The 26,991-nt window shown below is 65.8% G+C and carries 24 protein-coding genes; 10 read left to right on the top strand and 14 right to left on the bottom strand.

Annotated features, from left to right (window positions below; genetic code table 11):
- Positions 1 to 39 precede the first annotated feature (39 nt).
- Entirely contained in the window at positions 40 to 1,617 is a 1,578-nt protein-coding gene (locus tag K9B35_RS08310) for an amino acid permease (protein ID WP_224921361.1), read from the top strand.
- Between the two features lie 205 nt (positions 1,618 to 1,822).
- Here the strand turns inward: K9B35_RS08310 and K9B35_RS08305 are convergent, their stop codons facing one another.
- Positions 1,823 to 2,818, bottom strand: coding sequence for an adenosine kinase (locus K9B35_RS08305; RefSeq protein ID WP_224921360.1), 996 nt, complete (start codon positions 2,816 to 2,818; stop codon positions 1,823 to 1,825).
- Between the two features lie 89 nt (positions 2,819 to 2,907).
- On the opposite strand from K9B35_RS08305, the gene K9B35_RS08300 reads away from it, so the two are divergent.
- Positions 2,908 to 3,600, top strand: coding sequence for an EI24 domain-containing protein (locus K9B35_RS08300; protein ID WP_318245962.1), 693 nt, complete (start codon positions 2,908 to 2,910; stop codon positions 3,598 to 3,600).
- Complete coding sequence (locus K9B35_RS08295) at positions 3,597 to 3,974, top strand: hypothetical protein (RefSeq protein WP_224921359.1); 378 nt, start codon at positions 3,597 to 3,599, stop codon at positions 3,972 to 3,974. The genes K9B35_RS08300 and K9B35_RS08295 overlap by 4 nt, the downstream gene beginning before the upstream one ends.
- Positions 3,975 to 4,030: 56 nt before the next feature.
- On the opposite strand, the gene K9B35_RS08290 is transcribed toward K9B35_RS08295, so the two are convergent.
- Both K9B35_RS08290 and queG read right to left on the bottom strand, forming a co-directional pair.
- On the bottom strand, positions 4,031 to 4,366 hold the full coding sequence (locus K9B35_RS08290; RefSeq protein ID WP_224921358.1) for a hypothetical protein: 336 nt from the start codon (positions 4,364 to 4,366) through the stop codon (positions 4,031 to 4,033).
- 11 nt (positions 4,367 to 4,377) lie between these two features.
- Positions 4,378 to 5,421, bottom strand: a complete 1,044-nt coding sequence (gene queG, locus K9B35_RS08285; RefSeq protein ID WP_224921357.1) for a tRNA epoxyqueuosine(34) reductase QueG — start codon at positions 5,419 to 5,421, stop codon at positions 4,378 to 4,380.
- Positions 5,422 to 5,462: 41 nt separating this feature from the next.
- Between queG and K9B35_RS08280 the strand changes: the two genes are divergently transcribed.
- The 3 genes from K9B35_RS08280 (at position 5,463) to K9B35_RS08270 (ending at position 9,030) form a co-directional block, all read left to right on the top strand.
- Positions 5,463 to 6,389: an ABC transporter ATP-binding protein gene (locus tag K9B35_RS08280; protein WP_224921356.1), complete on the top strand. Its 927-nt coding sequence runs from the start codon at positions 5,463 to 5,465 to the stop codon at positions 6,387 to 6,389.
- Positions 6,386 to 7,615, top strand: a complete 1,230-nt coding sequence (locus K9B35_RS08275) for an ABC transporter permease (RefSeq protein ID WP_224921355.1) — start codon at positions 6,386 to 6,388, stop codon at positions 7,613 to 7,615. The genes K9B35_RS08280 and K9B35_RS08275 overlap by 4 nt, the downstream gene beginning before the upstream one ends.
- A gap of 185 nt (positions 7,616 to 7,800) precedes the next feature.
- Entirely contained in the window at positions 7,801 to 9,030 is a 1,230-nt protein-coding gene (locus tag K9B35_RS08270; RefSeq protein ID WP_224921354.1) for a cytochrome P450, read from the top strand.
- On the opposite strand, the gene K9B35_RS08265 is transcribed toward K9B35_RS08270, so the two are convergent.
- Positions 9,017 to 9,262: a hypothetical protein gene (locus tag K9B35_RS08265; protein WP_224921353.1), complete on the bottom strand. Its 246-nt coding sequence runs from the start codon at positions 9,260 to 9,262 to the stop codon at positions 9,017 to 9,019. The genes K9B35_RS08270 and K9B35_RS08265 overlap by 14 nt on opposite strands.
- A gap of 129 nt (positions 9,263 to 9,391) precedes the next feature.
- Here K9B35_RS08265 and msrB point away from each other — a divergent pair, with 129 nt between their 5' ends.
- Complete coding sequence (gene msrB, locus K9B35_RS08260) at positions 9,392 to 9,871, top strand: peptide-methionine (R)-S-oxide reductase MsrB (RefSeq protein WP_412103449.1); 480 nt, start codon at positions 9,392 to 9,394, stop codon at positions 9,869 to 9,871.
- Between the two features lie 3 nt (positions 9,872 to 9,874).
- Here msrB and K9B35_RS08255 read toward each other — a convergent pair whose 3' ends face one another.
- Complete coding sequence (locus K9B35_RS08255) at positions 9,875 to 10,387, bottom strand: CHAP domain-containing protein (RefSeq protein ID WP_224921351.1); 513 nt, start codon at positions 10,385 to 10,387, stop codon at positions 9,875 to 9,877.
- A 493-nt stretch (positions 10,388 to 10,880) separates the two neighbouring features.
- Here K9B35_RS08255 and K9B35_RS08250 point away from each other — a divergent pair, with 493 nt between their 5' ends.
- Entirely contained in the window at positions 10,881 to 11,432 is a 552-nt protein-coding gene (locus K9B35_RS08250) for a hypothetical protein (RefSeq protein WP_224921350.1), read from the top strand.
- Between the two features lie 155 nt (positions 11,433 to 11,587).
- On the opposite strand, the gene K9B35_RS08245 is transcribed toward K9B35_RS08250, so the two are convergent.
- A complete protein-coding gene (locus tag K9B35_RS08245; protein WP_224921349.1) occupies positions 11,588 to 12,319 on the bottom strand; it encodes an extensin family protein in 732 nt (243 codons plus the stop codon).
- Positions 12,316 to 13,059 (bottom strand): NUDIX hydrolase, encoded by a 744-nt coding sequence (locus K9B35_RS08240; protein ID WP_224921348.1) that lies wholly within the window; start codon positions 13,057 to 13,059, stop codon positions 12,316 to 12,318. The genes K9B35_RS08245 and K9B35_RS08240 overlap by 4 nt, the downstream gene beginning before the upstream one ends.
- A 119-nt stretch (positions 13,060 to 13,178) precedes the next feature.
- Here K9B35_RS08240 and K9B35_RS08235 point away from each other — a divergent pair, with 119 nt between their 5' ends.
- Positions 13,179 to 13,562: a hypothetical protein gene (locus K9B35_RS08235; RefSeq protein ID WP_224921347.1), complete on the top strand. Its 384-nt coding sequence runs from the start codon at positions 13,179 to 13,181 to the stop codon at positions 13,560 to 13,562.
- A gap of 211 nt (positions 13,563 to 13,773) precedes the next feature.
- On the opposite strand, the gene K9B35_RS08230 is transcribed toward K9B35_RS08235, so the two are convergent.
- The 7 genes from K9B35_RS08230 to K9B35_RS08200 all read right to left on the bottom strand — a co-directional run bounded on the left by K9B35_RS08230 (position 13,774) and on the right by K9B35_RS08200 (position 24,467).
- Positions 13,774 to 15,372 (bottom strand): DNA methyltransferase, encoded by a 1,599-nt coding sequence (locus K9B35_RS08230; RefSeq protein WP_224921346.1) that lies wholly within the window; start codon positions 15,370 to 15,372, stop codon positions 13,774 to 13,776.
- Positions 15,373 to 15,555: 183 nt separating this feature from the next.
- Complete coding sequence (locus tag K9B35_RS08225) at positions 15,556 to 16,602, bottom strand: LacI family DNA-binding transcriptional regulator (protein WP_224921345.1); 1,047 nt, start codon at positions 16,600 to 16,602, stop codon at positions 15,556 to 15,558.
- Positions 16,602 to 18,089: a tryptophan halogenase family protein gene (locus K9B35_RS08220; RefSeq protein WP_224921344.1), complete on the bottom strand. Its 1,488-nt coding sequence runs from the start codon at positions 18,087 to 18,089 to the stop codon at positions 16,602 to 16,604. The genes K9B35_RS08225 and K9B35_RS08220 overlap by 1 nt, the downstream gene beginning before the upstream one ends.
- A gap of 8 nt (positions 18,090 to 18,097) precedes the next feature.
- Positions 18,098 to 19,129 carry a cupin-like domain-containing protein gene (locus K9B35_RS08215; RefSeq protein WP_224921343.1) on the bottom strand — a complete coding sequence of 344 codons (1,032 nt, stop codon included), beginning with the start codon at positions 19,127 to 19,129 and terminating at the stop codon, positions 18,098 to 18,100.
- On the bottom strand, positions 19,122 to 19,838 hold the full coding sequence (locus K9B35_RS08210; protein ID WP_224921342.1) for a SapC family protein: 717 nt from the start codon (positions 19,836 to 19,838) through the stop codon (positions 19,122 to 19,124). The genes K9B35_RS08215 and K9B35_RS08210 overlap by 8 nt, the downstream gene beginning before the upstream one ends.
- Positions 19,835 to 21,364 carry a tryptophan halogenase family protein gene (locus K9B35_RS08205; RefSeq protein WP_224921341.1) on the bottom strand — a complete coding sequence of 510 codons (1,530 nt, stop codon included), beginning with the start codon at positions 21,362 to 21,364 and terminating at the stop codon, positions 19,835 to 19,837. Before K9B35_RS08205 ends, K9B35_RS08210 begins: the two co-directional genes overlap by 4 nt.
- A 118-nt stretch (positions 21,365 to 21,482) precedes the next feature.
- Complete coding sequence (locus K9B35_RS08200) at positions 21,483 to 24,467, bottom strand: TonB-dependent receptor (protein WP_224921340.1); 2,985 nt, start codon at positions 24,465 to 24,467, stop codon at positions 21,483 to 21,485.
- A gap of 218 nt (positions 24,468 to 24,685) precedes the next feature.
- On the opposite strand from K9B35_RS08200, the gene K9B35_RS08195 reads away from it, so the two are divergent.
- A complete protein-coding gene (locus K9B35_RS08195) occupies positions 24,686 to 26,950 on the top strand; it encodes a beta-glucosidase family protein (protein ID WP_224921339.1) in 2,265 nt (754 codons plus the stop codon).
- Positions 26,951 to 26,991 lie beyond the last annotated feature (41 nt).

Raw genomic sequence — 26,991 nt, 5'->3', positions numbered from 1 at the left:
ACCGGTCACTCCGGCGTCGCCAAGGGGGAAACCTTCATCATGACATTTGGTCGCGTTAAGCCACTCGGCGCGATCCTGGCGACGGCGGAGAAGAAATCGCTCCATCGCTCGCTCGGATGGTTCCAGCTCACTTTGTTCGGCATCGGTTGCGTCATCGGCACGGGCATTTTCGTGTTGACCGCAGCCGGCGCGCAGAAGGCCGGTCCCGGCCTCATGCTCGCCTTCGCCATTGCCGGCCTGATCTGCATCGTCGCGGCGCTCTGCTACGCCGAAATCGCGGCGATGATCCCGGTCGCGGGCTCCGCCTACACCTATACCTATGCGACTATGGGCGAGGTGCTCGCCTGGACCGTCGGCTGGGCGCTGGTCCTTGAATATGCGGTGGCGGCAAGCGCCGTGTCGGTCGGGTGGTCCGGCTATTTCACAGGGACGATCTTGAACGAGTTCCTGGGGATCCAGCTTCCCGCGTTCCTCGCCGGCGCGCCGCTGGCGCTCGGCGGCGTCGAGGGTGGGTTCATCAACCTGCCCGCGGTCGTGATCGCACTGCTCGTCACCTGGCTGCTGATGGTCGGCACGACCGAGAGCGCCCGCGTCAACGCGGTGCTGGTGGCGATCAAGGTGACCGCGCTGACCGCGTTCATCGTGCTGACCCTGCCCAGCGAGTATTTCTCGATGGAAAAGTTCAACCCGTTCCTGCCCGCTGGCGTGTTCGGCGGCTTCGGATCGGGACTTGGCGCGGTTGGCGCGGCGGCAACGATCTTCTTCGCCTATGTCGGCTTTGACGCGGTTTCGACCGCGGCTGAAGAGACCAAGAACCCGCAGCGTAACGTGCCGATCGGCCTGATCGGATCGCTGCTGTTTTGCACCGTCTTCTACATCCTCGTCGCGGCTGGCGCAGTCGGCACCGTCGGCGGTCAGCCGATCATGGGCCCGAATGGCGTCCCCTTCCCCGCCGGGTCGGAAGAGCTGGCGCGCCAGTGCGCCACCTATGCCGCCGATGCGCTCCCGCTCGTCTGCTCGAACGAAGCGCTGGCGCATGTGCTGCGTCAGATCGGCTGGTCGGGCGTGGGTAACATGCTGGGCATCGCCGCATTCGTCGCGCTGCCGTCGGTCATCCTGATCCTGCTGTTCGGCCAGACCCGCGTGGCATTCGTGATGAGCCGCGATGGCCTGCTGCCCGAATCGTGGAGCACGGTGCACCCGAAGTGGAAGACACCGCACATCATCACCGCCATCACCGGTGGTGCGGTCGCGGTCGCGGCGGCATTCCTGCCCGTCGGCAAGCTGGCGGACATCGCCAATGCCGGTACGCTCTATGCGTTCATGATGGTCGCCATCGCGGTGATGATCCTGCGCAAGACCGCGCCGAACACGCCGCGCAAGTTCAAGACGCCGATGCTGTGGCTGATCGGCCCGGCGACGATCGCAGGAACGGTGTTCCTGTTCCTCAACCTGCCGCTTGAGGCGATGCTGGTGCTCCCGATCTGGGCCGCCGTCGGTCTGGTGATCTATTTTGCCTACAGCCGCAGCCGCAGCCATCTTGGCAAGGGTCTCGTGGAGAGCCACGAGGTCGAGGCGGTGACGGAGATCGAGCCGCACACCCCCGGCACCCACTAAGGGCCGGGGCGACTGCCCAAAGCAAAAGGGCCGGGGTTTCCCCCGGCCCTTTTTTTGTCTCTAGCCCCTCCCGCCTTCGCGGGAGGGGTTGGGGAGGGTCTTCTTCTTGAGGCAATCGCTACGCCTCAAGAAGAAGACCCTCACCCTCCCACCGCTTCGCGGCGGGCCCCGCCCTCTCCCGCGAAAGCGGGAGAGGGAAAGAAGGTCAGCCGAGCTTTGCGGCGACGTCCTTGAGGTCCGCCTCAGGCCGCGCGCCATAGTGCGAGATGATCTCCGCCGCGCACACCGCACCGAGCTTCAGCGACTTTGCGACGTCCCAGCCCTGTGCCTGGCCGTGCAGGAAGCCCGCCGCGAACAGGTCACCCGCGCCGGTGGTGTCGACCACGCGCTCGATCGGCTCGGCCGCGACTGCAACGCGCTCCCCGCCCTGTATCGCAATCGCGCCATTCTCACTGCGCGTGACGACGAGCGTCGGCACCTGCGCCGCAACCTGCTCCACCGCCGCGTCGAAATCCTCGACCTGTGCCAGCGCGAGCAGTTCATTCTCGTTCGCAAACAGGATGTCGACCAGGCCCTCGGCGATCAGTGCGCGGAAATCGTCACCATGACGGCTGATGCAGAACACGTCCGACAGCGTGAAGGCGACCTTGCGGCCGGCGTCGCGCGCAATGCCGATCGCGGCGCGCATCGCCTGGCGCGGTTCTTCCGGATCCCACAGATAGCCTTCGAGATACAGGATCGCGCCGCTGGCGATCAGGTCGCGGTCGAGTGCTGCCTCAGGCAGGAACTGCGACGCGCCGAGGAAGGTGTTCATCGTGCGCTGGCCATCCGGCGTCACGAAGATCAGGCAGCGCGCGGTGGTCGGCTGGCCCGCGCGGACCGCAGTGCCGAAATCGACGCCGGCGGCGCGCAGGTCATGGCCGAACACCTGGCCCAGCTGATCATCGGCGACCTGGCCGATGAACGCGGTGCGGCTGCCCAGCGCGGCCATGCCGGCAACGGTGTTCGCCGCCGACCCGCCCGAAACCTCACGGCCCGGACCCATCTTGGAATAAAGGGCATCGGCCTCTTCGGGCGAGAACATGAGCTGCATCGAGCCCTTGGCGACGCCGATCTCTTCGATGAAGCTGTCTTCGGCCTGGGCCAGAATGTCGACGATGGCGTTGCCGATCGCGACGACGTCGTGGGTGGGTGCGGTCACGTTTTTCTCCGGAGAATAGATGTCGCGCGCCTATCCTGCGGCGCGGTGCGGCGCAACTGCGTTGACTTGGGGCAATCGCCCCCGCATCGATGCGCGTGATGATCCAGGCGCTGCTCCTTTCGATCGGCCAGCTCGGCGACAAGCGGATCGTCGCGGTGTTTGCCAAGTCGATGCTGGTGACGCTGGCGATCTTTGCCGCGCTCGGCGCGGGTCTGTGGTTCGGGATCGAATATCTCGTCGCGACCACTTTCGCCGCCAGCCAGAGCATGGCGAGCCTTGCCGCCGCAGCCGCGTTCCTGATCGCGCTGCTCGGCGCCTGGCTGTTGTTCCGCGTGATCGCGATCGCGGTGATCGGCGTGTTCGCGGACGAGGTGGTCCATGCGGTCGAGGCGAAGCATTATCCCGAACGCTTCGCCGCCGCGCGCGAGCTCAGCTTTGCGCGCTCCGCCGCGATGGGGCTGCGCTCGGCCGGGCGCGCGCTGCTGGTCAACCTTGCGCTCTCGCCGCTTTACCTGATCCTGATGGTGACCGGAATCGGCACGCCGATCGCCTTCTTCATCGTCAACAGCTGGCTGCTCGGGCGCGATCTGGGGGACATGGTCGCGGTGCGCCACATGCCCGCGCGCGATGTGCAGCGTTGGCGCGCCTCCACCCGGCTCGTCCGATTTGCGACCGGCGCGGCGGGAACCGGATTGTTCTTCATCCCGTTCGTCAATCTGATCGCGCCGATCGTCGGCGCGGCGATGGCGACGCACATGTTCCACCGGAGAAGCCCCAAGTGAGAGTGATTGCGGCGCTGACCGCCCTTGTCCTGTTGTCCGCCTGTGGCGGCGGCGGCGTCATTCCCCCGCCCGGCCGCGCCGCGCCGGTGCCGGTGCCCCAGCCGGGCATGGCCGCGCTGACCACGGTGATGGGTGCCAGCGCCAATGCGCTGATCGCGCAATTCGGCCGCCCGCTGCTCGACGTGACCGAGGGCAGCGCGCGCAAGCTGCAGTTCGGCGGGCCGATCTGCGTGCTCGACGCCTATCTCTACCCGCCCAAGTCCGGGCGCGGCGATCCGGTGGTTACCTTTGCCGAGACCCGCCAGCGCGACGGTTCGCCGATCGATCAGGCGAGCTGTGCCGCGGCGATCCGGGCGAGCCGCGCGGGGCGGTAAAGAAGAAGAAGACCCTCCCCAACCCCTCCCGCAAGCGGGAGGGGCTAAGAGTGGCGTTAGGCGCGCGTGCCGAGTAGGACCCGGCGCATGTCCCCCTGCGCGCTGATCGTCAGCCACAGCAGATAAGGCAGCAGGAATCCCGCGCCAGCGAAGAACGCGACTAGCGCCAGCGTCAGGCCACCCGCCGAAAAGCCGCTGCGCCACGCCGTCCACAGCGCGGACAGAACGAGGAAGCACATAAAGTCGAGGTTGAACTGCCCCGGCCAGGCGACCTTGGCCATGTCGCCGAAGAATACGGGCAACAGGTCGATGCCGTGCCGGGCGATCACGACGCCGGTGTAGGCCACCAGCACCAGCCACAGTGCAATCAGCAAGATTTGAAACAGGCGCATCGTCCCCTCCCCTATCCGCCGAGCTTCGCCAGCGCCCAGTCTGCCGCCTCGCTTACCACCGGATCGGGGTCGTCCACCAGTGCCGCGACCGCCGGACGCAGTGCCGGATCGCCGCTGTTCCCCGCCGCGATCAGGCAGTTGCGCACCATGCGGTCGCGTCCAATGCGCTTGATCGGGGAGCCGGAGAACACCTGCCGGAACCCGGCATCGTCGAGCGCGAGCAGATCGGTGAGTTCGGGTGCGGTCAGTTCGGCGCGCGGGGCGAAGGCCAAGTTGCGCGCGGCAACCTGCGCGAACTTGTTCCACGGACACACCGCGAGGCAATCGTCGCAGCCATAGATGCGGTTGCCGATCCCTTCGCGAAACTCCTCCGGGATCGGCCCCTTATGCTCGATCGTCAGGTACGAAATGCAGCGCCGCGCATCGAGCGTGTAGGGCGCGGGAAACGCGTCGGTCGGGCAGGCGCGCTGGCAGGCGTCGCACGACCCGCAGCGGTCGCGGCCGGGCGTGTCGGGTGCGAGCTCTAGCGTCGTGTAGATCGCGCCGAGGAACAGCCAGCTGCCATGCTGACGGCTGACCAGATTGGTGTGCTTGCCCTGCCAGCCCAGCCCCGCAGCCTCCGATAGCGGCTTTTCCATCACCGGGGCGGTGTCGACGAACACCTTGAGGTCGCACCCCGCCTCCTGCGCCAGCCAGCGGCCGAGCGCCTTGAGCGCCTTTTTGACCACATCGTGATAGTCCGCGCCCTGCGCATAGACCGAGATGCGGCCACGATCCCCCTCCCCTGCGAGCGCGAGCGGATCGAGCGCGGGGGCGTAGCTCATGCCGAGCGCGATCACGCTGCGGACCTCGGGCCACAGTCCGGCGGGGCTTTCGCGGTGGTGCGCGCGCTCCTCCATCCAGATCATGTCGCCGTGGCGGCCCTCCGCGAGCCATTCACGCAGCCGCTTGCCGGCGAGCGGCGCGGCGTCGGCCGACGCGAAGCCGCAGGCGGCAAAGCCCAGCTCCGCCGCCTTTTCGCGGATTAGGGATTCGAGTGACTTGCGCTCATGCATCACCCCCCGCTACCACGGTAAGCCAAGCGAGGGGATTCCAGTTGCATCACGAATTGGCGGTCACCGCCCAAGGCCTCGTCAAACGCTTCGGCGACCGCCGCGTGGTCGATGGCGTCGATATCGCGGTGCCCAAGGGCATGATCTATGGCGTGCTCGGCCCCAATGGCGCGGGCAAGACCACGACGCTGCGCATGCTGCTTGGCATCATCGAGCCCGATGAGGGCGAGCGCACCATGCTCGGCAGCGCGAACCCGCGCCAGATGAGCGACCGGGTCGGCTATCTGCCCGAGGAACGCGGCCTTTACCCCAGCATGAAGGCGACCCATGCGATCGCGTTCATGGGCGCGCTGCGCGGGCTGGACTGGAAGACCGGGCGCAAGCGCGCGGTCGAACTGATGGAGGCTGCGGGCCTCGGCCACGCCACCGATCAGAAGATCCGCAAGCTGTCCAAGGGCATGGCGCAGCTCGTCCAGCTGCTGGGGTCGGTCGTCCATCAGCCCGACCTGCTCGTGCTCGACGAACCCTTTTCCGGCCTCGACCCGGTCAATCAGGAGCGGCTGGAGAAGCTGATCCTGGCCGAACGTGACCGCGGCGCGACGATCCTGTTTTCGACGCACGTCATGGCGCATGCCGAACGGCTGTGCGACCGGCTGACGATCATCGCGGGCGGCAAGGTGCGGTTCGAGGGTAGCATGGCCGATGCGCGCGCGACCCTGCCACACAAGGCGCATTATGTGCCGCACCGCGCCGATGCCGGCATCGCCGCGCTGCTCCCCGCCGATGCGGTCGAGGACAGCGCCGGCGGCTGGCGCTTCACCATGCCGGATGAGGGGATCGAGGCGTTGCTGGTCAAGCTGATCGACGCCGGATACGGCATTTCGGGCCTGTCGATCGAACGGCCCTCGCTGCACGATGTGTTCGTCAAGATCGTCGGCGCGCAGGCACTGGAAGAGGCGGCAGCGGCATGAACGGCTTTACCCGACTGGTGCGCCAGACGATGACGATCGCCCGCCGCGATTTCGTGGCGACGGTGTTCACCCCCACCTTCCTGCTGTTCCTGCTCGCGCCGCTGATGATGCTGGCGTTCGGCACGATCGGTGGCCTCGGCGCCGCGACGATGGCGAAGAGCGGTGATTCGCAGTCGCGCATCGTGATCCTTGCCAATGGCGAGCAGGCGCGCTCTGCAATCGCGATGGACAAGCAGATGCGCCGCCTGTTCCGCGCCAGCGAGCAACCGGCCAAGCTGATCGTCGAAGCGCCGAGTGCCAATCCGCGCGCGCAGGCCAAGGCAATGATCGAGCGCAAGGGCGTCGATACCTATGCCGTCCTCTACGGCCCGTTCGAACGGCCACAGATCCTGCATGTTCAGAATGGTCCGCGCTCGGCCGAGTATCTCGCGGAGCTGGCCAATCAGGTCCTGCGCGCGAATCGCGCCGGCACCGATGCGCCGCTGAGCGAAGCGACCAAAACCGTCATTTCACGCACCACCACCTCGGCGAGCGGACAGGGTCAGGCCGCGTTCTTCACCGTGTTCGCGCTGTTCATCGTTTCGCTAATGCTGGCCGGACAGGTGGTCGGCACAATGGCGGAGGAGCGGTCGAACAAGGTGATCGAAATCCTCGCCGCCGCGGTGCCGCTGGAAAGCGTGTTCTTTGGCAAGCTGCTCGGCATGTTCGGCGTGGCGATCCTGTTCCTGCTGTTCTGGGGTACGGTCGTCGTCAATGTCGGCGCGTTCCTGCCCGGCAGGCTGGCGATCGCATTCTCCGACATCGGCCCGGCGGTCGGCACGACGGCCTATGTGCTGCTGTTCCTCGCCTATTTCGTGATGGCCTATCTGCTGCTCGGCGCGGTGTTCCTGGGGCTGGGCGCGCAGGCGGCGACACAGCGCGAGTTGCAGATGATGTCGCTGCCGATCACGATCTTCCAGGTCGCGATGTTCGGCTTTGCTTCGGCGGCGGCGGCGAGCCCGGACAGCTGGGTCGCAACGGCGGCGGAGCTGTTCCCGTTCAGCTCGCCCTTCGCGATGGCGGCGCGCGCGGCGAACTCACCGGAGCTGTGGCGGCATTTCGCGGCGCTGGCGTGGCAGGCGCTGTGGGTGATCATCACCGTGACGATCGCCGCACGGCTGTTCCGGCGCGGGGTGCTGCAATCGGGGAGTCCGAAGCTGCGGCGGAAGAAGGTGGCGGCTGCTTAAGCCCCTCCCCTTCAGGGGAGGGGTGGGGGGTGGGGCAGTGACTGTCTCACCGAGACCGCTCGCCCAGAGGATAGGCCCCACCCCAACCCCTCCCCTAAAGGGGAGGGGCTATTGAAACCCCGCTATTGACATTCCTGTAAGTTAATTCACTCTCCCGGAAAGACAGAATCCGGGAGAGTATCGCCATGGCCACCCTTGCGCCCGAAACCACGCCTGCGGTCGATCCGCTCGACGTGACCCGGCCTGAACTCTACAGCGAGGATCGCTGGCACGAACCCTTTGCGCGGCTGCGGGCCGAAGCGCCGGTGTACAAGTGCGAGAACAGCGCGTTCGGCCCCTATTGGTCGATCTCGACCTACAAGCCGATCGTCGAGGTCGAATCGCTCCCCGAACTCTACTCCTCCGAAGCCGGCGGGATCGTCGTGGCCGACCTGATGCCCGAAGACATCCGCATGCCGATGTTCATCGCGATGGACCGGCCCAAACACACCGGCCAGCGCCGCACCGTCGCCCCCGCCTTCACGCCGAGCGAGATGGTGCGGATGACCGGCGACATTCGCCAGCGCACCGCCGAGATCCTCGATGCCCTGCCGGTCGGCGAGACGTTCGACTGGGTCGATCGCGTGTCGATCGAGCTGACCACGCAGATGCTGGCGTTGCTGTTCGACTTTCCGTGGGAAGAGCGGCGCAAGCTGACCCATTGGTCCGACTGGGCCGGCGATATCGAGATCGCCAAGGACCCGGTGAAGAAGGAAGAGCGCCGCGAAATCCTGTTCCAGTGCGCGGCGGAATTCGGCGCGCTGTGGAACAGCAAGGTCGGCAAGGCGCCGACCCCCGACCTGATTTCGATGATGATCCATTCGGACGCGATGGCCGAGATGGACCAGTTCGAATTCCTCGGGAACCTGATCCTGCTGATCGTCGGCGGCAATGACACGACGCGCAATTCGATGAGCGCCTATGCCTGGGCGCTTGAGCAATTCCCGGAGCAGCGCGCGAAGCTGGAGGCTGACCCCTCGCTGATCGCCAACGCGACGCAGGAAATCATTCGCTGGCAGACCCCGCTCGCGCATATGCGCCGCACCGCGACGCAGGATGCCGAGCTGATGGGCCAGAACATCCGCGCGGGCGACAAGCTGATCCTGTGGTATCTCTCGGCCAACCGCGACGAGAGCGTGTTCGAGCGCCCGAATGACATCATCGTCGATCGCGCCAATGCCCGCCGCCATCTGTCATTCGGCCATGGCATCCACCGTTGCGTCGGCGCGCGGCTGGCCGAATTGCAGATCGGCGTGCTGATGGAGGAGATGGCCAAGCGCCGCCTGCGCCCGAACGTCGTCGCGGAGCCGGAACGCGTCGCGGCGTGCTTCGTCCATGGCTATAAGGCGATGCCGGTCGAACTCAGCCGCTACTGACGCAGTCATCCGGTGCGGCGGGCATGGCGGCGGGGCGCTTGCGGCCCAGCGTCCAGTTGCCCTGCATCCGCACCAGCGGGTTGGGCGCGCACCAGATCTCGCCGCTTTCGTCGAGCGCGGTGACCCAGATCAGGTTGCGCTCCGGCCCATAGTCGATAACGGCAAAGGCATAGCCCTTGCCCTTGTCGATCACCTGCACCGGGATCGGTGGATCAAGCTGTTGAAATGCCATAAGTCGCTCGCCGCTGCCCCCGTGCTGCATGAAAGCCGGGAGCGTGCGTTGGTTCCGGCAGCGGTCTGTCGCATCGGTTGAAACCAAATCGCGTCCCGCCACGTACCTGGGGATGAAGGGAGAAGCATGATGCGCATTCACCGTCGCCAGTTCTTCGGCGTCGTCGGCTCGGCGATGATCGTCGGATGCAGTTCGGACGAGAGCGAGGCTGCGGCCCAGAAGTTCGAATTCAGCCTGAGCGATGCCGAATGGCGCAAGCGGCTGACCCCTGCACAATATCGCATCCTGCGGCAGGAGGGGACCGAGCGTCCGTGGACCAGCCCGCTCAACAAGGAAAAGCGCGCGGGCGTGTTCGCCTGTGCCGGGTGCGGGCTGCCGCTCTATTCATCGAAGACCAAGTTCGAGAGCGGGACCGGCTGGCCGAGTTTCTGGGCGCCGCTCGACAATGCCGTGCGGACCAAGTCGGATTTCTCGCTGGGCATGGCGCGGACCGAGGTCATCTGTCGCCGCTGTGGCGGGCATCTTGGCCATGTGTTCGACGATGGACCGCGCCCGACGGGCAAGCGGCACTGCATCAATGGCGTGGCGCTGAACTTCCGCGCCGCCTGACGCTTACTTCTGCAGCGAAGTTTCGATCCCGAACTTCGACAGGTCGATCTGCGCGATCGTCTCGCCACCGAACGGTGCGGCGTTGTTGCGCGGCGCCTCGCCCGAATAGATGAAGCCGTTGACCGGATAGGTCGAGGTGCCAAGGCCGTTGTTCGACGCGAACCACACCTTGACCCGGCTCCAGTCGCCCGCTTCCGACACGTCGATCGCGATCACGTCCTTCTCGACGCCGCCGCGGCGCGACCAGTTGGCGTGGGTGAGCAGCACCTGGCGCTCGTTCAGCACCTTCGACACCATCGCGACATGGCCAAGGCGCATCTTCTGGGTCGGCGCGAACGACATCACCGCGCCTTCGACCGGGGCGTCGCCACGGGCATAGCGGCCCTCGGCCTGTGCCCACCAGGTGTGCGCGTTGCCATAGATTTCGATGCCGGAGACGGCACGGGCAAAGGGGGCGCACTGCCAGAACTGAGCCTGAGCCGGCGTGGCGATCGTCGCCAGGCAAAGCGCGGCCATCAGCGCGAAACGCGCTTTCAGCGTCTGAAACATGGTGGAAAACCCCTTCCCCGATCTCTTAGAATGGGGATTGGCAGGGCGGTCGCGGGCTGACCACCCCCCGCACCTGTATATCCGATGAATCGTTTCGTCGGGGCGATGACTTGCGGAACGAGGCGCGCTGCGACGCAACAGACGCTTACGGACGACTACCTATACCGCGTGAATCCGGTTCCGGTGCGACCAGCCAGCCCGTCCACGCCCTATGGTGAATGAACCGATCATCCACAACGGGTTCGGTCGCAGTGTTCCGGGCGCAGCATGGTTTGTTGCGCAAAAGTCGCACGCCGCGATCGTTTCAAAAGTGACTGACTCGGTTCGCCGCAGCCATGTTGCGTTGCAATAGATGCTGTGATCACATGCTTAACGCGAGGCGACGCACTGTTATCGCGTCGTTAACCATGCGGGGAGCATGATCGCGAGTGGGCAAATGAGTGGGGTGGGAGTGTAGTCAATGAGTGCACGGAGCAAGCCGGCCGAAGGGGCCATGACCCTCGCCGAGATGAAGGAATTTGCGGGGTTCGCCGCAGCGACGCAGCGCTATATCCGCCGCGCGCTCGACATCGGCCTCGACCGCGACGACGCGATGGAGCGCTGGTCGCGCGACGTGGTCGAAGCGGCAAGCATCCGTGCCCAGGCGCACATCTATGACCGGCTTCCCGAAATCCGCGCGCTGATCCCCGATGATACCGGCCTTGATGCGATGGAGCCGTTCCTAGCGCCGCTGATCACCGTCACTGCGTTCGACCTGTCGCAGGGGCGGCTGACCAGCTTCTCGGCCTATCGTTTCCTTTATGAGCGGCTGGTCGGTGCGGAGGTGCGCCCGTGGCTTCCCGCCGCTTTCTGCTCGGCCGCAGCGCTGCCGCATCTGCACCCGGACCTGCGCCGCAAGCTGCTCCAGTCGATCAGCGAAGCCGCCGCGACCGCATCGGGCTGGTCCAACCGCCAGCCGGCCTTCTACCCGCAATGGGTGGAGAAGGTTGAGGCAGGGGCGCTGCCGAATTGAGCGAGTTGCAGAAACCCCGACCCCGTTTGTGCTGAGCTTGTCGAAGCACCATTCCTGCGCTCGGTGAGGGTGGGAGTCCGCCCTTCGACAGGCTCAGGACTGGCCCTTCGACAAGCTCAGGGCAAACGGGGGTTAGTAGCGCAGCCTATTTCACCCTACCGACACGCCCGCCAGCCCATCGCGCCGCGCTCGGCCTGGTCGAAGTGGAAATGGTCGCGGTGGGCTTCGTTGTAATCGGGTGACAGCACGGTCGCGAACAGGTCGCAGCCGCCGTCGCGCACCGCGCGCAGGAATTGCGCGTTCGGCCCCTCCCCCGCCCAGTCGCCGATCAGCGTGATGCGCGTACCATCGGCCAGCCGGAAGCCGGCGATATCGACCGCGTCGGCGGTGGCATGCTCGCTCCAGCTGGCGCCTTCGCGATTATACATGCGGCGGCAATTATAGCTGCCGAAATGCTCGATCTCCGCGACGCGCTGACCGAAGATGCGCTGGGCGGCGGGCTGGACCACTTCCCATTCCCACACCGCCAGCCCCGCCGCGACCGGGCAGGATACACCGAGGTCAGCGGGCGCGAAGCCGATCCGCCGCGCCCCGCCCTTGGTCAAGCGCACCGCGTCGGTGTAGCCGCAGCCCTCACCCTCCGTGCGCGCGGGCAGCGCGGTGTAGCGGATACCCGCCTTGTCGAGCGCGGCGCGGCAGGCGGGGAAATCGTCGGTCAGCGCGGTCAACTTGCGCCCGGTGAACATGCCGACGGGCTGCGACAGATCGACCTTCGTCCACGGCAGATCCTGCGGCCGGTTGCGCAGCATCGCATAGACGAGCAGCGCCAGCGTCAGCAGCAACGCAGCGATGACGATCGCGGCGATCGAAGTGCGCAGCGCCTTCATGCCCGCAGCGCGGCGCCCAGCGGTTGCGCGGTGACCGGATAGCCCAGCCCTTCGGGAATGCAGAGATGGTCCACGCCGTCGCGCGCCTCGATCCAGGGGGTGATGGTCTCGATCGGATGCGCCCGCGCATCGGCGACCGCATCATCGAAGCTGTTGAACAACGCCAGCCGCTCAAGGTTGCGTCGCGTCGGAAAGATCATGCGCACTTTGCCCGCATCGGCAGCGGCAAGCGTGTCGCGCGCGCTCGACCAGAAGAGCAGGCTATTCTCATTGCCGTCCACCGCCGGATCGGGAGCGCCATCGGGCCAGCGGGCGAGGTAGAAGCGCGTGTCGAAGATGCGATGCGCGACGCCCTGATGTGGCAGCCAGCGGGCGAAGGGGACGAGCGCGGCGAGGTCGAACCTAGCCCCCGCGATCACCTCCGCGAACGGGGTGCCATCATACAGCGCGCGCCGCGCGGCGGGCAGGTCGGGCAGGTCGACGCCGATCGCCACCCCCGCCTCCTCGATGGTTTCACGCACCGCCGCCACCCGCGCGGCAAGGTCGTCGGGGTCGCCGTCCAAGGTCGCGGCAAAGGCATGGTCGCCCGCATCAACTCTGCCGCCGGGAAACACCACCGCCCCACCCGCAAACCGCATCGCCGCCGAGCGTTCGAGCATCAGCAACTCGGGCGCGCCGTCGCTGCGCTCGCGGAATATGACGAGGGTGGCGGCGGGGATGGGGGTTAGGTCTTCGGGCATTGGGGACGGGTGTATGGGGAGTTACGGATATCGGCAACGACTGCTGGCTCCGCGAATGCGTTAGATGAATGGCAAACCACCGCACTTGCCAAGGTCGGTGGATATGTCATTCATCCACCATGCCCTATTCCAGCAGGCGATCGCGAATTCTCGGTTGCGCGGCGCTGTTCGCATGTGCGGCTGCCGCGTTGCTGCTCTTCTTTGGATGGTTTGCCGGGGGACCCTATACATCCAGCCTGCCCCGCCCCTTCAACGCGGCGGCGTGGAAGACCGGCGAGGGCGAAGCGCGATGCGGCATGATTGCCGACTTGCAGCATCGCATAGGTGTCGTCGGAAAGACGCGGACTGAGCTTTATGAGATGCTGGGTCGGCCTGATGATGAAGATGGCAGGGATCCTACTCTGGACCACTGGCATTTGTGTCCGAGTTTCATGGACATCTATATTCTCGAAGTGCGCTGGAAGAACGATCGCGTTGAAACGGCGTGGGTGCGCGACACCTAGGATCAAGCAAGTTGCCTGAGTCGGGACCGAGGCTTTTGATCCGGGCTAGATAGTCGCTCGAAGCTTTATGGGCCATATCATCGTCACCCCCGCGAAAGCGGGGGCCCATCTCCTGCGGGATTGGCGCGAATTGCCGGTGGTGTACGCGGACAGTCCGGGAGATGGGCCCCCGCTTTCGCGGGGGTGACGGATTGGGGCAGGCCGCCTCCCCCTAAAACAACACCGCCTGCTCCCCACCCACCCGCTCTCTAGGCGCCGTCCGAAACGCCGCCGCATGGTCGACCAGCGGAATGTCCGGCCGCCGCCCCCTGAACAGTTCCTCGACCGTCAGGATCTGCATCCGCGCATAGCTCCGCCCGGTCGCCTCTGAATGAAACCGCCCCACCGCCGCCGCTTCGCGCAGCATCGGGGCGGAGGGGGTGGAGCGGGTGAGGACGACGCCGATCGGGGCGCGCTCGCGTTCCATTGCCGAGTGGAGGTCGCGGACCACGCCGACGCCGACGCGCTCGCCGCCCTTGACCGAGACCAGAGCCCGCGCGGTCTGGCGGGGTTCGGGGCGGAAATAGATGATGCCGTCGATCCCGCCATCCGCGCCCTTGCGCCGACCGCCAAACGGCACCGCGTCGATCATCGCGACCGCCCACCATTGGAACTGGTACGGGTCCCGCCGGGCAAGATCGGCGGCGCCGGCGCAGTCGCGCGGCGTCCCCTCCACCCGCAGCGCAACGCCGGGAAAGGCGGCGCGCATCCGCCTTTCGATGAGGCCGATGGCGAGGTGGGTAACGTCGATCCCCGCCCAGCGCCGCCCAAGCTTTTCTGCGGCATGCACCGCGGTGCCGCAGCCGCAGAACGGGTCGAGCACCAGATCGCCGGGGTCGGACGAGGCGGCGATGATCCGTTCGAGCAACGCGATCGGCTTTTGCGTGGGGTAGCATAGCCGCTCCTGCGCCTGCGAATTGAGTGCGGGGATGTCGCTCCACAGCGCCTGCACCGGCGATCCGCGCGCCTCGTCCAGATAGCGTTTGAGCCGGATGCCGCCGGTGCGGGTGAAGTGCAGCCGCCCCTCCCGGTCCAGCCGCTCCATCGTCTCGACCGGCATCCGCCAATATGAGGTCACGCCCTTATAGGCATAGCTATAGCCGCCGCCCGACAGCCCCTTGGCGGTCAGATTGTCGTCCATCCACAGCCGCCCGTCAGGATCGCGGTTGCGGAAGCGCGCGGCATAATCGGCATCATAGGGGGTGAAGAGCGGGTTCCAGCGCGGCTTCGTGCCCTTCGCGTAAAACAGGATGGTGTCGGTGTTGCGCCCGTAGCGCCCGCCATCGCTATGCGCTGCCGTGCGTTTCCACGTGATCTCGTTGCGGAACCGCTCGGCCCCGAACACCGCGTCGAGCAGCAATTTGAGGTAATGGCTCGCCGTGGGATCGCAGTGGAGATAGAGGCTGCCCTCCGCCTTGAGCACGCGGTGCAGTTCGATCAGGCGGATCGCCATCATCGCGAGGTACGCCATCATGTCGTTGGTGCCGAGCGCGCTGCGGAAGGCGGCGAGCAGGTCGAAGGCGCGGGCGTGGCCGCTCTGCATCGCCTGATCGAAGGCATTCTCCGCCGCGTCATTCCAGTGCCAGCTATCTTCGAACGCCTGAACCTGCGCATCCGCGTCGCTGCCGGTCGGGGAGCGGAACAGGATATTGTAGTTCGCATTCGAGTTGAACGGGGGGTCGAGATAGACCAGATCGACGCAGCCATCCGGGAAATGCGCCCGCATCACATCGAAATTGTCCCCGTAGAACAGGGAGTTGACAACGCTCATCCGCTCCTCCCACCGCGCCGTGCGGTCGGGGAACGTTACCGGAACACGTGCGCGTCGGGGCGATGATCCCATCCGTTGCGGACCCATTTGCTGAGAGCGCCAGCCTAGGACCGCGCCCGCCACAGGGGCGAATGGAGATGGATCGAGAGCGGCGCGGATCGCGTCCGCTTTGGATCAGTGACGTTACGATCGTGGCGGCGCGGTCGACTCTCGAACGGTCAGCGACGGCGTGACCACCACCGGCGTGTCCAGGGCCGCACGACAGGAACGCGCGCCGATGATCAACTCGACCGCGCGTGCCGTCACCGCCGCAATCGGCTGTTCGATTGCGGTCAGCGGCGGGTGGGCGAAGCGGACCACTGGCGTATCGTCGAAGCTGACGATCGACAGGTCGCCGGGCACCGACTGGCCGCGCGCGCGCGCGGCCTCCAGGGTCGCCATCGCCATCTGGTCGTTGCTGGCGATGATCGCGGTCGCGCCGACATCGATCAGGTCTGGCGCACGGGCGCGTCCGGATTCGATGCTGAAATCGCCCTGCGCCAGCATCCCCTCGGTCGACAGGCCCGCCTCCGCCATTGCCGCGCGCCAGCCATCGACGCGCCATCCGCTCAGTTCATATTCGAGCGACCCGGAAATGAAGCCGATCCGGCGATGTCCCAGCTCGACCAGATGCCGCGTCGCCATCGCAGCGGCAAGGTCGTCGCCCATCGTCAGCCGGAACCCCGGCCCCGGCATCAGCGATCCGATCCGCGCCTGTTCGATCCCCGCCGCATCGAGCAGCGCCATGATCTTGGGATTGGCCGAGTGCGGCGGCGTCAGCAGCACGCCATCGGGCTGGAGCGCGGCGATCGCGGCAGACAGCTCCCGCTCGATATGGTCGCTATGCGTATCGACCAGCTCGACGATCAGGCGATAGCCATGTTCGGCGCAGGTCAGCATCCCGCCGAACAGCATCTGATCGACCCAGTCGGTGCCCTCACGCGACTTCCAGCCATCGATCGTGCGCTCGCGGTCGTTGAGCGCCATGATGAGGTAGGAGCGCGACCCGCTCATCCGCTGCGCCGCGATCGACGGGACATAGCCCAGCCGCGCGATCGATTCCTGCACCCGCGCCATCATCTCGGGCCGGACGTTCGGCTCCTTGTTGATGACGCGGCTCACAGTCTGCAGCGAGACCCCGGCGTCCGCTGCAACATGCTTGATCGTAACCGCTTGTTTCCGTCGCGCCATCAGGCAGCTGCGGGCTCAGCGGCGCCGCAATAGCGGGCGACATAAGCGGCATGGTCGGGAAGGCCCGCGACGGTGCGCGTCACATCCTGCCGGATCATGCCAAGCAGCCGGTCGAGCTCATCGTCGTTGAGCTTCCCCGCGATCGGGTGCCATGACTGCGGCGCGATCCCCTGCCCCAGCATCACCTGAACCCAGCTATTCTCGGCGAACAGCTCCTCGTTGCGGCGGAAGACGCGTGCGGTTTCTCGGAACAGCTCGATCTTCTGCGCCAGGCTGTCGGGCACGTCCATCGCGGCGCATTGCCGCCAGAAGGGGGAGTCGCGGCGGTCGGTGACCTTGTAGTGGAGGATCAGGAAGTCGCGGATCTGCTCCATGTCCTGGAACTGCTGATCGTTGAATTCGGCAATGTCGCGCGGGCTGATCGCGCCCTGCGGCATCATCCGGACGAGGCGCAGGATCGCGCGCTGGATCAGGTGAATCGAGGTGGATTCAAGCGGCTCCATGAACCCGCCCGACAGGCCGATGGCGATGCAGTTGCGGTGCCATTGCTTGCGCCGCGCACCGGTCTGGAAACGGATCTTGTTGGGCACAGTCAGCGGCTCGCCCTCGATATTGCCGAGCAGACGTTCGAGCGCGGCGTCATGGTCGAGATAGCGGCTGCAATAGACGATGCCGTTGCCGGTGCGGTGCTGCAGCGGGATGCGCCATTGCCAGCCGGCATCATGCGCCATCGCGCGGGTATAGGGGACGGGCGGGCGGACATTCGGCGTCTGCAGCGCGATCGCGCTGTCGCATGGCAACCAATGGGTCCAGTCGTCATAGCCCGCGTGCAGCGCGCCTTCGATCAGCAGCGCGCGAAACCCGGTGCAGTCGAGGAACAGGTCACCCTCGACCCGGCGGCCACCGTCCAGCTCAAGCGCGGCGATGTCACCGCTCTCGCCGTTCAGCTCGACGCGGGCGATCTTGCCCTCGATCCGCGTAACGCCGTCCGCTTCCGCCATCTGCCGCAGGAACCGGGCGTAGAGGCCGGAATCGAGCTGATAGGCGTAGTTGACCTTGTTGTCGGGCAGCTGCGCGAACTTGCTCTGCAGCGCGGCGACCAGTTCGAGGCAGTAATCGTCATAGGACTGGGTGTGCCCGCGCGCACGGCCCTCCAGCCAGTAATGCTGGAAGCCGGCGGCCCAGTGATCCTTTCCGGTGTAGCCGAAGCTGTGGAAATAGCGGTCGCCCGGCTGTTTCCAATTGTCGAACAGGATGCCGAGCTTGAACGTCGCCTGGGTGGCGCGCATGAACTCGGCCTCGTTGATGCCGAGCAGGCGGTTATAGACGACGAGCGGCGGAATCGTGGACTCGCCGACGCCGACCGTGCCGATCGCTTCGGATTCGACCAATGTCACCGCGACCGTTTTGCCCAGCGTCCGCGCAAGGGCGGCGGCGGCCATCCATCCGGCGGTGCCGCCACCGGCAACGACGATACGCTTGGTCATGTCTTTCCTCATCGGCTGAGCTGCCGCAGCAAATAGGTTCGGATGCGCGATGCGGTCTCGGGCGTCAGCGGATCGAGGATGCTGCGACCACCCTCCGGAATATGCGCGGCGACGGCGTCGTCATTGTCAAAGACATAATAGTCGAACAGGTCGCGCCAATGCGCCTTTTGCGCAGGCGGCAGGTCGCGGATCGCGAGCAGCGCGTGGTTGAGCGCATCCTGTGGCGTGCCGAGCCAGGCCGAGGTTTCGCGCCACCAATAGTTCAGCAGGATGTTGAACGGCTCGAGCCCCTCGACATGGTGATACCACATCGACGGGATGTGCAGCGCGTCGCCGGGCTCCAGCTCGACAACCTGCGCATGCGCCAGTGCTTCGCGGAACTTCGGATGCACGGCAAAGTCGGGATTGCTGAAATCGACCATGCTGACTGCGCGCCCGGCGGGCGTGTTGTCGAGCGGGCCGAGATAGAGGTTGCGGAACTGATCGGGCGGAAACAGCGTGAAGCGGCGACGTCCCGCGGCAACACAGGCGAGGTTCGCCGGCATGTCATTATGCGCCGCGATGCGCGTGCGCGTGCCGATCCAGATGCTGGCAAGGCAGCTTCGCTCGCCCAGATCGACCTGATTTTCCTCGTGCAGCCCCTGAAAGAAATCGTGCACGTCGATCGAGGCGAGGTAGATCGGCGGTGCCGCAGGATCGCCTTCGGTTTCGTCGATCTTCGCGAAGATTTCGGGAAGCTTGGCGCGAACGGTCTGGAAGTTCATCCCCATCGCCGCGTCGTAGAACAGCCGACCGTCGCTGCCCGGCGCCCCGACTGACACAGTAAAGCGCGCATCGCGGCGGCGGCGCAGCAGATAGTCGCGTGCGGCCTGGCCCGATTGCAGCCCCGCCTGAACGAGCGGCCAGCCGCGCACCAGTCCGCGGACGACGAACGGCGCGGTCGCGGACCGTAACTGCGCATCGAGCGCAGCGGCATCAGCAACCACAACTTCGGGCACCGCCGCAATGCCCTCTAAGATGCCGGAATCGGCCTCAGCCATCCGCCATCCGCCGGTTCTTGCGTGCGACCAGAGTGGCGATGTTGCCGATCGACGCGACCGCCATGAACAGCGGCATCAAATGCCCCTCGGCATGCAGGTCGCCCAGCGCCGACGCGTCGAGGCCGCGCAGCCGGTCCTCATTCACCGCATGGAATCCGACCAGCCGGTGGGTCGATCCATTGTCCAGCGTGATCTCGAACGTCAGCGGTTCGAGCAGGTCGTGGCGGCGCAACGCCGCGTAAAAACTCGCGGCACCCTGCCATCCGGCATCCAGCGCGCCGAGCTGTTCGGCGATGGTTTCGAGATAGGGGGTCGGGCGCGCATGTTCATCGAACACCCGCACACCCTCCGCCCCGGCGATGCGCGGGCTGGCCAGATCGACATGAACCTGCTTGTCCCCCGCCGCGCCCGGCGCCCCGCCGATCAGAAACGGCTGGATGGACATCGCTAGCGGCACATAGTCGGCGTCCCAGCGATCGCCGTCGAGGAACAGATTCTCGCCCTCCTCGAACCCGAACAGGGCGACCGCGACCACCTCGCCACGTTCGATGTTACGGCGGAACAGGATCGGATAATGCGCCTGCACCTGCCGGAATTCGTCGGGCACGGTGACGCAGGACATGACCGCATCGCCATAGTCTGCGCCGCGTTCGCGACGGACGCGCAGATCGGCATGGGCTTGCGGGGTCAACACGTGATGATCGGTCATAGGGTCTCCAGCGCCCTGCGTGGCGCGGCGGCGCGCAGCGCGTCAAGATAGGCGCGGTTGGTGGGAAGGCTGGCGGCGAGCGCGCGACCGCGCTGTGCGGCCTGGGCCATGGCGCGAACCGCCGCATCGGCATCAACCGCCAATGGCCCGTCGGACGGCACTGAATGGCCCATGCCGTACAGGACATATTGATAGCTGGCGGCGGGGAAAATCTCGTCGATCGCCGGAAAATCCGCCTGTGACGGCGGCTGGTGTCGCCACAGGGTCAGCAGCTCCACCAGCCGATCGGGGATCGACGCCGCATCGCGATGCGCGCGCCAATAGGGCTCGGTCCGGCGGCTCGGCACATAATGGAGCTTCAGAAACTCGACGATCCGGTCCCAGCGGTAACGGAACAGGTCGTTGAAGCGCCGCGCCTGAATGTCCATCGCGGCGCGGTTCACGGGGAAATTGTCGACCAGCGCGTCGAGCGACAATTCGATCAGCACGATCGCCGAGGCTTCGAGCGGTTCAAGGAAGCCTGCGGACAGCCCCACCGCCACGCAGTTGCGCTCCCAGAACCGGGCGCGATGGCCGGAACGAAAGGCGATCCGCCGGGCATTCAGATCGTCCGGATCGCGCCCGAGATAGGCGGCCAGCGTCGCCGCAGCTTCGTCGTCGTCCATAAAGGCCGACGCATAGACGCACCCCACCCCGCGCCGCGTCGGCAGGCCGATGTCCCAGATCCATCCCGCATCATGGGCGGTAGCGTCGGTCTGCGACGCGATGCGACTGTCCGGTTCGATTGGAATCTGCACCGCAAGCGCGCGATCGTTGAACAGCACATCACCACGGTCGATAAACGGCACGCCGAAATGACCGCCGATCAACAACGCCGCCTGCCCCGTGCAGTCGATGAACAGGTCGCCAGAAACCGGATCGCCATCGCGGAGCCGCACTGCGGCGATATCGCCATCGTCCTGCGCCTCGACTCCGGTGACATGGCCGCGCACATGGCGCACGCCCAGCCGCTCGACCGCGTGGCGTGACAGCAGCGCCGCCAGCTTTACCGCATCAAGGTGATAGCCATAGTTGAGCGCGCCGACATAGCCGGACATCGCCCGCTGGCGCGGCGCAAGATCGAGGCTGCAGATGCGCGGCTGGGGCGATACGGCAGCGGCGAAGGGCTCCGTCGCGGCTGCGTCCTGCCACCCACGGACGATCCCGCGCGCTTCGCCTTCGACGGGCGGCGTGAAGGGGTGGTAATAGGCGTCGTCCGTCGCCCCCGTTGCCCAGCCGACGAAGCGCGATCCCTGTTTGAACGACGCGTCGCACGCGGTGAGGAACTCAGCCTCGTCGATGCCGATGCGTTGCAGCGTGCGCCGCATCGTCGGCCAGGTCCCCTCGCCCACCCCGATCGTCGCCACATCGGGCGATTCGACCAGCGTGACGCTGGCACCCGGAACGCGGGCGGCGAGCAAACAGGCCGACAGCCAGCCGGCGGTTCCCCCACCGACGATGACGATCCGAACCGCTGCCTGCTCCACCGTTCAATCCCGTTCGCTGTATTGGGCCCGCGCGATGCGCCAGCCGATCCGCGACTTGTGCCTCCCCCGTAAAAAAAGGGCCACCCTCGAATGAACGAGGGTGGCCTTGGGGGGGAGGTCAGAAGTTGAAGCGGACACCGCCCATGTAGCGGGCGAAGCCAGGCTGAGCGAAGGTCACCATATTCTCGTTACGGCGGTGACCGCGGCGCCCTTCACCGGTCAGGTTGATGCCCTCGACATACGCCGTGAGTCCGGGAATGAACTCATAGCTGATGCTGGCATCGAACTGGCCATAGGCTTCGACATAGGTCGGGTTCGGGTTGCCGCCGGCGTAGAATTTGTCACGCCAGTTATACGCGACACGCGCCTGCAGTCCGCCCTTGTCGTAGTAGAGGACCGCGTTGGCGCTGTCGCTCAACCCCGCCAGCGCGAACTGGCCGATATTGGGGTTGGCGGCATTGTCGAACTCGGCATCGCCGCGCACGATCGTGTAGTTCAGCTGCGCGCCAAAGCCGGTGTCCCAGAAGGCGTGCTGGATCGCGAACTCGAAGCCGTAAAGCGTCGCGGTCTGGTCCGAGTTGAACGGCGTGCCGACATTGAAGTCGACCAGGCCATCTTCCGGCAGGCCAAGAATGCGACCGGTGTAATAGCCGTTCACATCAAGGATCGGATTACCCGATCCGTCGCGTGCGACCTCGACCCCGCTGGTGAAGTTACGCAGGATGTAATTGCGGATCGCACCAACGTCGATGGTGCCACCCAGCGCCGCCTGCGCAGCACGGAAACGCGGTCCGTCTGCGGGATTGCGCAGATCGAACGCGGAGCGCTCGACCTCCTGCGAGTTGATGAAGTTGCTTACCTTCTTGCGGAAATAGCCGGCCGAGACGTAGCTTGCAGGTGCGTAATACCACTCCGCCGAAAAATCGATGTTCTTCGACAGGAACGGAACCAGGTTCGGGTTGCCCTGAAGCCCGCCGCCGCCAGTAATACCGAACTGGCGATTGAGGGTCAGCCCACCCTGAAGGCTGGCATAGTCCGCACGCGTGATCGTGTGGCTGTACGATGCGCGCAGCTTGACATTGTCGATCGGCTCGATGTCGAAATCGATCGCCGGCAGCCAGTTGTCATAGCTGCCCTTGGTGGTCTGGAAATCAAGGACCGGAGCCCCCTGAGCATCGAGCTGATAGACGACATTGAACTCGCCGACCGCGCCCCACGACGTACCAATCGCAACCGGCGTCAGCGAGGACGATGCCACCGTCGTCTGATCATAGCGCACACCCGCGATGATATGCGCATCACGGTCGCCCACAGTGAATTTGGTGTTGAACTGAACGAACGGCGAAATCGTCTTTTCGTGAATGCGCCGATCCGTGTCGTAGTTGGCGAGGCAGTTGCCATCGCCGCCACAGATTCCGAAGCGGTCGTCAAGCAGATCGACCATCCGTTCGAAATCGAACCGCAGATAGGACGGAATCATCCCATCCGAACCCGAGATGCCCGGGAACTTGTCCGGCAGCGTCACCAATTCATACAGGTCGTCGGGCAGATCCGCCGGGGTGCCGAGACCGCCCCAGGTGTCATTTTGCACGAAGCCATAAGCCGAACGCACCTTGTTCTCGACGAACGAGAAACCAAAGTCGATCGAATCGAGGAAGCCGCCATCATGGTCATAGCGACCGGTCAGCTGCGCCTGATTGATCTCGTCCTTGAAATAGGCGTTGCGGAACGAGTTGCCGGTCGCATTGACCAGCGCTGCGTTGAGCGGGTTGATGCCGGGCTGCATGGTGTAGGACAGGACCGGCAGTTCCTTGGTGAAATCGACGGTCTGCGACGCCACGCCAAAGATTGCCGAACCGACCGAGGTGCTGGTCCCGAAGCGATTGGTTGGCTTCGATTCCGCAGTCGAGTGATGGCCGTCGAGCGTGATCGTCACCCCGCCCGGTGCTTCCCACTTGAGGTTCCCGCCGAACGACTTGTTGACCGTCTCGTTCGCGGTCAGCGAACCGCTGTACGACAGATCCTTACCCGGGCCAAAACGCTCGGTGTAGAAGACCGGGCCGGCCGCCGGACCGTCGGTCCATTCGGTGCTGGTGTCGCCGAAGTTGAACCAGATGCCGACACTGCTGTCGCGCGCTTCCACGCGGTTGCGCGAAAAGGTGAAGTCGAGCGTCGCGGTCAGCGAATCGATCGGGCGATACTGCAGCACGACCTGGCCGTTGATTCGCTCACGCTCGATGTCGGTGAGGTTGTACGCCGCGCTCTGCGGGATTTCGTACACTTCGGTCGCACCGGGGCGGTTGATGACGTTCGGCCCCTCCGGCCCGAGCGTACCCCAGTCATTCTCGTTCCCCAGGAACGAGTTGCCGAACCCGACCGAGCCGGTGTTCACGCTGGCATTGCGCTTCTGGTAGATGCCAGAAATGAGGATGCCGAACTGATCCTCACTGCCAAAGGTGGTGCTGAACACGCCCGACACTTCCGGCGTGATCTTGTCCCCGCCGTTGGTCGAGGTATCGAGCACACCCTTGGCCGAGACCGACCCGCGCATGCCCGGACGGTCCAGCGGACGCGGCGTCTTGATATTGATGGTCGAACCGATACCGCCCGATGCGACGGCTGCGCGGCCGGTCTTGTAGACCTCAACCCCCGAAATGCCTTCCGAAGCGAGGTTGGCAAAGTCGAACGATCGGGTTGCCGGTGCGCTGGCACCATCGCCGAGCGACGACGTCGGCATCTGACGACCGTTCAGCGTGACCAGGTTATATTCGGGGCCAAAGCCGCGAACGGTGACGGTCGAGCCTTCACCATTGGCGCGGTCGATCGACACGCCGGTGATGCGCTGAAGCGATTCGGCGAGGTTGGTGTCGGGGAATTTGCCGATATCCTCAGCGGAAATCGCGTCGACCACGCCCTGCGCGTCACGCTTGATGTCCACTGCCGCCTGAAGGCTGGCGCGGATGCCGGTGACGACGATTTCCTCGCCCTCATCGGCCGGTGCAGCCGCTTCAGTTTCCTGTGCAAATGCCGGCGCAGTCACGATCGCCAGCGTCGAAACGCCGATCACAAGTCGCGAAAGCGCGCGCGCCTTAAGGTCACGCATTCCCCAATCCTCCCCATCGAGCGGCACGCCATTCGTGCTCGCGTTGAGAACGTTCACTTGAACCCGTTGTACAACGTTGTCAAGCGGGGTCGGACATGGCATTCGGATGATGAAAGCGCGCAAATCTGCTATTGTGAACGTTCCCAATCTATGCTGTCTGGAGGATCAGTGCAGCTGGCGGGGAAACGCTCGGCGCACGGGTCTGGAGAGGAATTTCGATGTCGAGGATGATCGCCGCACTCTTGTCCGCGGCCGCAATCGGCGCATTTGCGACGACCGCCGGTTTCGCCCAACAGGCTCCCACGGCCTCCGCCAAATCCACCGTTACGCCGAAACAGGCGCGCGCGCGTGCCGATGCGATCGTCGCGAAGCTGACGCTCGATGAAAAGATCGCGCTGGTCCATGGCCTGTTCCCGCCGATGGCCGGCGGCAAGACGCAGGACGAGCTGATCCCGTCGGCCGGCCATATCGACGGCGTGCCGCGCGTCGGCATTCCGATCGTGCGTGAAAGCGATGCCTCGCTCGGCGTCGCCAATCAGGTCGAACAGCGCAAGGGCGATGTCGCCACCGCTCTGCCCTCCAGCCTCGCCACCGCCGCGACCTTCGACCCTGAAATCGCCCGCGCGGGTGGCGCGATGATCGGCGCAGAGGCCCGCGCCAAGCGCTTCAACGTCCTGCTCGCCGGCGGCGTCAACCTGACCCGCGACCCATGGGGCGGGCGCAATTTCGAATATCTCGGCGAAGACCCGCTGCTCGCGGGCGAACTGGGCGGCGCGCACATCGCGGGCGTCCAGTCGAACCGCATCGTGTCGACGATCAAGCATTTCGCGCTCAACGCCCAGGAGACGGGCCGGATGGTCCTCGACGCGCAGATCGACGAGGCCGCGCTGCGCGAAAGCGACTTGCTCGCCTTCCAGATCGCGATCGAAAAGGGCAAGCCCGGATCGGTGATGGCCGCGTACAACAAGGTCAACGGCCATTGGGCGTCGGAGAACGACTTCCTGCTTAACACGGTGCTCAAGCGCGACTGGAATTACCCCGGCTGGGTGATGAGCGACTGGGGCGGCGTGCACACCACGGTGAAGGCGGCCAATGCCGGGCTCGACCAGCAGTCCGGGCAGGAACTCGACAAGGCGATGTTCTTCGACGCGCCGTTGAAGGCCGCAGTCGAGAAGGGCGAAGTGCCGCTGCCACGCCTCAACGACATGGTCGCGCGCTATTTGACCGGCCTGATCCTGACGGGCGCATTCGACACGCCCGCGCCCGCCGCGGCCCAGCCAATCGACTATGCCGCCAATGCCGCGGTCGCACAGCGCGCCGCCGAAGCGGGCATCGTGCTGCTCAAGAATGACGGCGGCATCCTGCCGCTGGCGGCGAGCGCGAAGAAGATCCTCGTCATTGGCGGCGGTGCGGATGTCGGCGTCCTGTCGGGCGGTGGCTCCAGCCAGGTCCGTTCGGTCGGCGGTGCACCGATCGAAATCCCGCTCGCTTATGGCGGCTCCGCCTCGTTCGCGCGGATCACGTACCACGCCTCCTCCCCGCTCGCCGCGCTGCGAAAGGCAGCTCCCGGTGCACAGGTCGACTTCACCGACGGCCGCAACATGAATGCGACGCTGGAGGCTGCGGCAAAGGCCGACATCGTCATCGTCTTCGCAACGCAATGGACGACCGAGGCCGACGACGTTCCGAATCTGCGCCTGCCCGACCATCAGGACGCGCTGATCGGCGGGGTATCGCGGGCACAGCCCAAGACCGTCGTGGTGCTCACCACCGGCGGCCCGGTGACGATGCCATGGATCACACAGGTCCCGGCAGTCGTGCAGGCGTGGTACCCCGGCCAGCGCGGCGGTGAGGCGATCGCCAATATCCTGACCGGCAAGGTCAATCCCTCGGGCCGCCTGCCGATCACCTTCCCCGCGCGTGAGGCACAGGCGCCGCGCCCCACTCCGGTCGGCCTCGACCTGCTCACCGGGCTTGAACGCGACGCCGCGTCGAACCCGGCGGCGGGCGGGGATTTCAGCCTCAAGACCTTCCCGGTGAAGTATCCCGAGGGCAGCGACGTCGGCTATCGCTGGTATGAGCGGCAAGGCAACAAGCCGCTCTTCGCCTTCGGCCATGGCCTCAGCTACACCAGTTTCGCATACGCCCAGCCACAGGTGACCGGCGGCAAGAAGCTGACCGTCAGCTTTACAGTCACCAACACCGGCCAGCGCGCCGGCGCCGACGTACCGCAGCTCTATGTAACCCGCGACGGATCGGGCAAGCCGATGCGGCTCGCCGGGTTCCAGCGGGTGACGCTGAACCCCGGCGAATCGCGCCGTGTGACGCTGACCGCCGAGCCGCGCATCCTCGCCGATTACGACACCAGCCTGCCCGGCTGGCGGACCGGAGGGGGCAGCTATCGCGTCGCCATCGCCCGCGATGCGACGGATCGATCGATGACGCTCACCACCACGCTCGACGCGGCGACGATGAAGCCCTAGCCATCGGCAAACGGTCCGCGCATCCACGCGACCGAACGGGC

It is taken from the genome of Sphingomonas sp. R647 (assembly GCF_020177055.1).
Lineage (GTDB): Bacteria > Pseudomonadota > Alphaproteobacteria > Sphingomonadales > Sphingomonadaceae > Sphingomonas.
The sequence above is the reverse complement of the archived record's forward strand: the minus strand, read 5'-3'. Positions and strand labels throughout refer to the sequence as shown.